7 protein-coding genes and 1 pseudogene are annotated in these 7,932 nt (G+C 72.8%); 3 read left to right on the top strand and 5 right to left on the bottom strand.

What is annotated here, in order from left to right; all coding sequences use genetic code 11:
- Nucleotides 1-17: 17 nt before the first annotated feature.
- The gene (locus ACFXPK_RS12310; protein ID WP_385004195.1) at nucleotides 18-506 is read right to left on the bottom strand and encodes an RICIN domain-containing protein; all 489 of its coding nucleotides are present in this window, start codon (nucleotides 504-506) and stop codon (nucleotides 18-20) included.
- A gap of 279 nt (nucleotides 507-785) precedes the next feature.
- Nucleotides 786-1,466: a TetR/AcrR family transcriptional regulator C-terminal domain-containing protein gene (locus ACFXPK_RS12305; protein WP_385004197.1), complete on the bottom strand. Its 681-nt coding sequence runs from the start codon at nucleotides 1,464-1,466 to the stop codon at nucleotides 786-788.
- Between the two features lie 54 nt (nucleotides 1,467-1,520).
- On the opposite strand from ACFXPK_RS12305, the gene ACFXPK_RS12300 reads away from it, so the two are divergent.
- Together ACFXPK_RS12300 and ACFXPK_RS12295 are read left to right on the top strand one after the other, a co-directional pair.
- On the top strand, nucleotides 1,521-3,074 hold the full coding sequence (locus tag ACFXPK_RS12300; RefSeq protein WP_385004199.1) for an FAD-dependent monooxygenase: 1,554 nt from the start codon (nucleotides 1,521-1,523) through the stop codon (nucleotides 3,072-3,074).
- A gap of 33 nt (nucleotides 3,075-3,107) precedes the next feature.
- Complete coding sequence (locus ACFXPK_RS12295; RefSeq protein ID WP_385004201.1) at nucleotides 3,108-3,302, top strand: DUF1918 domain-containing protein; 195 nt, start codon at nucleotides 3,108-3,110, stop codon at nucleotides 3,300-3,302.
- Between the two features lie 19 nt (nucleotides 3,303-3,321).
- Here ACFXPK_RS12295 and hemC read toward each other — a convergent pair whose 3' ends face one another.
- From hemC to ACFXPK_RS12280, 3 genes and pseudogenes are all read right to left on the bottom strand, one after another.
- Nucleotides 3,322-4,257 carry a hydroxymethylbilane synthase gene (hemC, locus tag ACFXPK_RS12290; protein WP_385074421.1) on the bottom strand — a complete coding sequence of 312 codons (936 nt, stop codon included), beginning with the start codon at nucleotides 4,255-4,257 and terminating at the stop codon, nucleotides 3,322-3,324.
- A gap of 72 nt (nucleotides 4,258-4,329) precedes the next feature.
- Entirely contained in the window at nucleotides 4,330-4,989 is a 660-nt protein-coding gene (gene leuE, locus ACFXPK_RS12285) for a leucine efflux protein LeuE (protein ID WP_385004205.1), read from the bottom strand.
- An 84-nt stretch (nucleotides 4,990-5,073) separates the two neighbouring features.
- Nucleotides 5,074-6,648: pseudogene (locus ACFXPK_RS12280) on the bottom strand (methylmalonyl-CoA mutase); the annotation flags it as partial.
- Nucleotides 6,649-6,935: 287 nt separating this feature from the next.
- Here ACFXPK_RS12280 and ACFXPK_RS12275 point away from each other — a divergent pair.
- Nucleotides 6,936-7,862: a peptidoglycan-binding protein gene (locus ACFXPK_RS12275; protein WP_385074418.1), complete on the top strand. Its 927-nt coding sequence runs from the start codon at nucleotides 6,936-6,938 to the stop codon at nucleotides 7,860-7,862.
- Nucleotides 7,863-7,932 lie beyond the last annotated feature (70 nt).

The raw sequence follows: 7,932 nt of genomic DNA, 5'->3' as shown, positions 1-7,932 counted from the left end.
GCCGCCGCCCTCTCGGTTCACCAGGCCCAGCGCTGCTCCGCGCCGCCGTTGCAGGTCCAGATGATGGCGGCGGTGCCGTTCGCCGTGGAGCCGCCGTTGTCGAGGGACAGGCACTTGCCGGACTTCACGTTCACGAGTTCGCCGCTGTTGTAGAGGACCCAGGACTGCTCGGGACCGCCGTTGCAGCTGTACTGGATCGCGGCCGTCCCGTTGGCGGTGGAGCCGCCGGCCGCCACCGAGAGACACTTCCCGCTCTTGAGGTTGAGCAGCCCGGCGCTGTCGAACGCCCAGTACTGCTCGTCGCCGCCGTTGCACGTGTACTGGATGGCGGCCGCGCCGTTGGCGGTGGATCCGCCCCCCGATATGGAGAGGCATTTACCGCTCTTCGCGTTGAGCAGCGTCGCGTACACGGCATTCTGGTCGGCGGATGCCGTACCCGTACCGGCGAATACGGCCGCGGTCGCCACTCCGACGGCGAAAACCCCACGCATGAGTGCGGTGCGCATGATGACCAGCCCCTTCAGGAATCCACTTCCGGATCATCCGGAACAACATCGGGATCCTGTCAGAGAATTCTGCGGAAATATCGGCCGTTTCCGGTCGCACCGGAAAAGGAACGCCCGGTGCGGCGCGGGCGGATTTCCCGTTGCGGCCCCCGGAACGGGAGGGAAAGAGGCTGGGCGGCTTTGGCCGGAACGGACGGCTCCGGGCGGCCCGGACCGCAGCCGCCCGCGCCGTGAGCGGCCGGATCCCGCCCCTCGCGGTGTCAGCGCGTGTCCGTCCGCTCACCCACGGGTGCCCGGAGTCGCCGGGCGCGCGTCCGGCGACAGCGTCTGCCCGATCCCCGCGACGACGACGGCGAGCCCCGCCTCGAAACCGGCGTCGTGGTCCCCGAAGATCTCCTCGCCGGCGGCGGCGGCCAGCGGATGGTCCGCCAGGCGTTCGGCGCGCGCGCCGAGGTCGTACCCCTCGGCGCCGGTGGCCGGGTCGGGGCCCATCGACTGCTCCTCGATGACATAGCCGATCGTGTACGTGTACGCGGTGAACCAGGCGCGGGCGGCACCGGGCGCCGTGAACCCCGCGTCGGTGAGGTTCCGCAGATTCGCCTCCATGGCGACCGCGTAACCGGTGTCCGTGAAGTGCGTGCCGCTGTAGACCTTCGCGCCGTCGCGGTAGCGCAGCAGATGGCCGCGGAGCGTGCGCATCGACCCGGTGACACCGGCCCGCCAGTCCGGCTCCGGGACGGCGGGCCGGTCGGCCGTGATCCGCCGCATCATCTCCGTCGCCATCTCGTCGAGCAGGGCCTGCTTGTCCTTGAAGTGCCAGTAGAGGGCGGGCGCCTTGACGTCCAGCTCCCCGGCGATGGCGCGCAGGGTCAGCCCTTCGAGACCCACGTCGTTCAGCAGGCGCAGCGCGGTGCGGGCGACCAGTGCGCGGTCGAGTCGTGTCGTAGCCACGGCGCTCACTCTGCCATGGAGCGACACTTGACACCTTAACGTCGTTAAGGGCACGCTCGGGGCATGGAACTTAACAGCGTTAAGGAAACGTTCGGAGAAGACGCCCGGGAAGCCGTTGCGGAGGCGGCGCCCGCCACGGCGGAGACCGAGGTCCTGATCGTCGGCGCCGGTCCGACCGGTCTCGCCCTCGCCGTCGACCTCTGCCGTCGCGGGGTCCGCGTCCGGGTGGTGGAGCGGTCGGCGGGGCTCTTCCCCGGCTCCCGGGGCAAGGGCCTCCAGCCCCGCACCCTGGAGGTGCTGGACGACCTCGGCGTCGCGGACGCGATCCGCGCGCACGGCGGTCCCGCGCCGGTCGGCATGGCCTGGCGGGACGGCGTACGCCTGGGCGAGCACCGGATGTTCGAGGAGAGCGAGCCGACGGAGGCGGAACCGTACGCGGGGGTGTGGCTCGTCCCGCAGTGGCGGACGCAGGAGATCCTGTACGCGCGCCTCGGAGAGCTGGGCGGGGAGGTCGCCTTCGGTACGGAGCTGACCGGGCTGACCCAGGACGCCGACGGGGTGACGGCGACGCTCCTCTCCCCGGGGGCGGGCGGACTGCGGCCCGCGACCACGCTCCGGGCCCGGTACGCGGTCGCCGCCGACGGGGGCCGCAGCACGGTGCGCGGTGCGCTCGGCATCGCCATGGCCGGCGAGAGCGTCGACACCGCGCCGTTCCTGGTCGCGGATCTCCGGATCCCCGCGCTGGACCGGCTGAACTGGCACGTCTTCCCGTCGTCCCCGGTCGGCGCCGGGGCCCTGGGCGCGCCGGGGAGGAGCGGTTCGTTCCTGGCCCTGTGCCCGCTCCCCGGCACCGACCACTTCCAGCTCACCGCCCGCCGCGAGGACGGCCCCGCCCCGGACACCTCGGAGGCGGCGGTACGCGCGCTCGTGGCGGCCGGCACGCACCTGGCCGCGTCCGAGGTCACCGAGGTCGTCTGGGCCTCGGAGTTCCGGGCGCGCACCGCCCTCGCCGACCGGTTCAGGGCCGGCCGGGTCTTCCTGGCGGGCGACGCGGCCCACCTCCACTCACCGGCGGGCGGCCAGGGTCTCAACACCAGCGTCCAGGACGCCTACAACCTGGGCTGGAAGCTCGGCCAGGTGGTGCGGGGCGGCGCCCCCGAGGCGCTGCTGGACACGTACGAGCAGGAGCGCCGGCCGGTCGCGGCGGACATGCTCGGCCTCTCGACCCGGATCCACCGCGGCGAGGCCCGGCGCGGCGCGGCCACCCGCCAACTCGGCCTGGGCTACCGGGGCGGCCCCCTCTCCACCGGCGCCGCCGGAGCCCTCACCGCGGGCGACCGCGCCCCGGACGGCCCCCTCCCGGACGGCAGCCGGATCTTCGACGCGCTGCGCGGCCCGCACTTCACCCTGCTGGCGGTGGGCACGGACGCCGAGGTGCCCGAGGCGGTCGCGCGGGCCGTACGGGTACGGCGGCTCGACGCGTACGCCCCGTACGGCAAGGGCCTCTTCCTGATCCGCCCCGACGGCCATGTCGGCTGGGCGGGCGAGGACCCGATCGGCCTGACGGAATGGCTGACGGAGGTGGGCCGCCCCTACACTCCAGACAGCGTCGCGTGACGCGGTGTGACGGTCGAGCCACAGGGAGTGCGCATGAAGGCGAGCAAGGGCGACCGGCTGGTCATGCACGGCAGGGTGGTCGGCAAGCACGACCGCGTCGTGGAGATCGTGGAGGTGCTGGGCCCGGAGGGCACGCCGCCGTTCCGGGTCCGCGCCGAGGACGGCCACGAGACCATCATGTCGCCGGGCCCGGACACCATGGTCGAGCACCGCGAGGGCAACGACTGACGGACCGCCACCGGGCCCGTCAGTGGGCGATGGTGTCGATCAGCTCCCGCGCGCCCTGGCGCAGCAGCGCGAGGGCGACGGACGCGCCGAGATCGGCCGGGCCGAGCAGCCCGGCCCACTCGTGGGCGTTGAGCACGGTCTTGCCGTCCGGGGTGAAGACGCAGGCGCGCAGCGAGAGATCGCCGTTGGGGCGGGCGGTGGCGTAGCCGGCGATGGGGCTGTTGCAGTGCCCCTGGAGGACATGCAGGAACATCCGCTCGGCCGTGATCTCGCGGTAGGTGTCCGGGTCGCCGAGGGCGCTGACCGCGTCGATGAGCGCCGTGTCGTCCTCACGGCACTGGAGGGCGAGGACCCCGGCGCCGATGGGCGGGCACATCGTCTCGGGCGACAGGATCTCGGTGATCACGTCGGTACGCCCGATCCGCTCCAGCCCGGCGGCGGCGAGGAGCAGCGCGTCGGCCTCCCCCGCGGCGAGCTTCTCCAGCCGCCGGTTGGCGTTGCCCCGGAACGGGACGCACACCAGGTGCGGGTGGGAGGCGGCGAGCTGGGCGATCCGCCGTACCGACGACGTACCGACCCGCGTCCCCTCGGGGAGCCGGTCGAGGGTCAGCCCGCCGGGGTGGATCAGGGCGTCGCGGATGTCGTCCCGCTTGAGGAACGCCGCGAACGTCGTCCCGGCGGGCAGCGGGCGGGCCGCCGGGACGTCCTTGACGCAGTGCACCGCGAGATCGGCCTCGCCCGCGAGCAGCGCGGCGTCGACCTCCTTGGTGAAGGCGCCCTTCCCCTCGACCAGGGAGAGGTCGCCCATCCACTTGTCCCCGGTGGTCTTGACGGGCACGACCTCGGTCACCGTGGCGGGGTACAGCGCCCCCAGTTCGGCCCGGACCCGTTCCACCTGGGCCAGGGCCATCGGCGAGTCGCGGGAGACGATACGGATCAGCTCAGGAGCGGACATGCCTCCACGATAGACCGCCCGCGGGGCGCCCCAGGACCGCCGTCGGGGGGACGCGGGGGCCCCGGGGCGCCGTCAGACGCTGCTCAGGGAGAGCTTCGCGGCGAAGCCCAGGAACATCGCCCCGGCCGCCGTCGTCATCCCCGCCGAGAGGCGCTTACGGCGTCGGAAGGTCGCCGCGAGGCGCGTGCCGCCGAATATCAGGGCCGAGAGGTAGAGCGCGCTGGCCGCGTTGGCGAGGAGGCCCAGCAGGACGAAGGAGAGCGCGGGGTGGGCGTAGCCGGGGTCGACGAACTGGACGAAGAAGGAGATGAAGAACAGGATCGCCTTCGGGTTGAGCAGACTGATCATCAGCGCCTTGCGGTACGGGCGCTCGGCCGCCGGGGCCGTCTCCCGCAGCTCGCCCTCGGCCGCCTCGTACCGTTCGTGCCGGGCGCGCCACATCGACCACGCGGCGCGCAGCATCCCGACGGCGAGCCAGGTCAGATAGCCGGCGCCCGCGTACTTCACGACGCCGAACAGCACGGCGTTCGCCTGGAGGAGCGAGGCGACCCCGGCCGCCGAGAGCACCATCAGGACCGTGTCACCGCACCAGACGCCCGCGGCGGCCGTGTAGCCCGCGCGTACCCCTCGGCGGGCCGCGACCGAGAGCACGTAGAGCGAGTTCGGACCCGGCAGGAGAACGATCAGGACGAGGCCGACGAGATAGGTCGGCAGATCAGTGACACCCAACATGTACCGGAGTGTCGCATACGAGTTCGATGCCACGCCGGGGGAATCCGGCTGCCGGACACCGCCCTCCCGGAGCGGCGCGGAACGTCAGTACGCGTCCACCGGAACGTACGTCCCCCACACCTCCCGCAGCGCGTCGCAGACCTCCCCCACCGTCGCCCGCGCCCGCAGCGCCGTCCGCATCGGGTGGAGCACGTTGGCCGTGCCCCCGGCCGCCTCCCGCAGCTCCGCGAGCGCCCCGGCGACCGCCGCCCCGTCCCGTTCCGCGCGCAGCCGCGCCAGCCGCGCCGCCTGCCGCGTCCCGGTCTCCGGGTCGAGCCGCAGGGGGGTGTACGGCTCCTCCTCGTCCACGGTGAACCGGTTCACGCCGACGACCACCCGCTCGCCGCTCTCCGTCTGCTGGGCGACGGCGTAGGCGGCGCGCTCGATCTCGCCCTTCTGGAAGCCGCGTTCGATGGCGCCGACCGCGCCGCCCAGCTCCTCGATCCGGGTCATCAGCGCGAGGGCCGCGGCCTCCACACCGTCCGTCAGCCGCTCGACGGCGTACGACCCGGCGAACGGGTCGACGGTCGCGGTGACGTCCGTCTCGTACGCCAGCACCTGCTGGGTACGGAGCGCGAGGCGCGCCGCCTTGTCGGAGGGGAGCGCCAGCGCCTCGTCGTAGGAGTTGGTGTGCAGCGACTGCGTGCCGCCGAGGACCGCGGCGAGGCCCTGGACCGCGACCCGGACGAGATTGGTCTCCGGCTGCTGCGCGGTGAGCTGCACGCCCGCCGTCTGGGTGTGGAAGCGCAGCATCAGCGACCTGGGGTCCCGCGCGCCGAACTCCTCCCACATGATCCGGGCCCAGATCCGGCGCGCGGCACGGAACTTGGCCACCTCTTCGAGGAGCGTCGTCCGCGCGACGAAGAAGAAGGAGAGCCGGGGCGCGAACTCGTCCACCTCCATGCCCGCCGCCAGCGCCGTCCGTACGTACGCGATGCCGTCGGCCAGCGTGAACGCGATCTCCTGCGCGGGCGTCGCCCCGGCCTCCGCCATGTGGTAGCCGGAGATCGAGATGGTGTTCCACTTCGGGATCTCGGCGCGGCAGTACCGGAAGAGGTCGGCGACCAGCCGCAGGGAGGGGCCCGGCGGGAAGATGTAGGTGCCGCGCGCGATGTACTCCTTCAGTACGTCGTTCTGGACGGTCCCCGTCAGCTCCCGCGCCGGAACGCCCTGTTCCTCCGCGACCAGTTGGTAGAGGAGCAGCAGCACGGCGGCGGGCGCGTTGATCGTCATCGAGGTGGAGACCTCGCCGAGCGGGATTCCGTCGAACAGGACCCGCATGTCGTCGATCGAGTCGATCGCGACACCGACCCTGCCGACCTCTCCGCGGGCCAGGGGCGCGTCGCTGTCGTACCCCATCTGTGTGGGCAGGTCGAAGGCGACGGAGAGCCCGGTGGTGCCGTGCGCGATGAGTTGCCGGTAGCGGGCGTTGGACTCGGCGGCGGTACCGAACCCGGCGTACTGCCGCATCGTCCACGGCCGGCCGGTGTACATCGTCGGGTGGACGCCCCGGGTGAAGGGGTACGCGCCGGGCTCGCCCAGTTTCTCGGCGGGGTCCCAGCCGGCCAGGGCGCCGGGCCCGTACAGCGGCTCGACGGGCACGCCGCTCTCGGTGCGTCTGACGCCCCGTCGCCCGCCGGGTCCGGGGGACGTTTCCGGCGCGGCGTTCGCCGTGTTCCGCGCCGGGCCGGGCGCGGGGTCCGCCGTCGGGTCCGTCATGGGCTGCCGCCTCCCGTCGCCGACCACCCGTCACCACGGACTGTAGCGGCGGCCGGTCGTCCGCGCGCCCCGGGAATTCGGGAGTTACGGGCACACGGGCGGTCCCGGCGCGGGATCATGTCACTCCGGTCACTCCGGTCCGGCAGCGCGCCGGGAACCGTCTTCTTTCTCTTCGGGGAGCCGCGAAGATGCTCACGACGTCCACCCTGTGCAGAGGGTTCGCCACGGCCGCCGTCCTGGCCGTGAGCGTGGGTTGTACGGTGCAGCCGGGCACGGGCGAGCCGGCGGGCGACGCCAAGGGCGGGGACCTGGGGGTGAGCATCGCCCCCCTGCCCGAGCGGACCACGGCCACACCCGCCCCGCCCGCGCCGGCCCCCACGACCGCGTCCGCCCGGCCCGCCACCGACCGGACCCCGGCCGCGGCGCCCATACCCACGACACCCGAGGCACCGCCGCCGAGCCCGAGCCCGAGCCCGACGCGGAGCGCGCCCAGGACGCTGATGACGACCGGCTCCGAGAGCGACCAGGTGCGCGAACTCCAGGCCCGGTTGGGCCAGATCGGTTACTTCGACCGCGCGCCCACCGGCTACTACGGCTCCCTCACCGCCACCGCGGTCGCCGCCTTCCAGAACAGGCGCGGGCTGCCCACGACCGGGGCGACGGACACCGTCACCTGGCAGCGCCTGCGCGGCATGACCCGCACCCCGACGGCCGACGAGCTGACCCCGCCCACCACCAAGCCGGTCGCCGCGCCCGATCCGCGCTGCATGAAGGGGCGGGTGATGTGCATCAGCAAGACGAGCAGCACGCTCTCCTGGATGGTCGACGGAAAGACGAAAGCGTCGATGGACGTGCGCTTCGGCTCGGAGTACACCCCCACCCGCGAGGGGACCTTCGAGGTCGGCTGGAAGTCCCGGCACCATGTCTCGACGCTGTACGACTCCCCGATGCCGTACGCGATGTTCTTCAGCGGCGGCCAGGCGGTGCACTACTCGGAGGACTTCGCGGCCCGCGGCTACTCGGGCGCCTCGCACGGCTGCGTCAACGTCCGGGACGAGAAGAAGATCGCCGCCCTCTACGCCGAGGTCAGGACCGGCGACAAGTTAGTCATATAATGTTGAGGAATATGATAAGTGGTGGGCGGGGGGTCAGGTTACAACCACACCCCAAAACAGAAGACGCACT

Origin of the sequence: Streptomyces sp. NPDC059142 (genome assembly GCF_042755665.1) — a bacterium.
Taxonomy (GTDB): Bacteria; Actinomycetota; Actinomycetes; order Streptomycetales; family Streptomycetaceae; genus Streptomyces.
The sequence above is the reverse complement of the archived record's forward strand: the minus strand, read 5'-3'. Positions and strand labels throughout refer to the sequence as shown.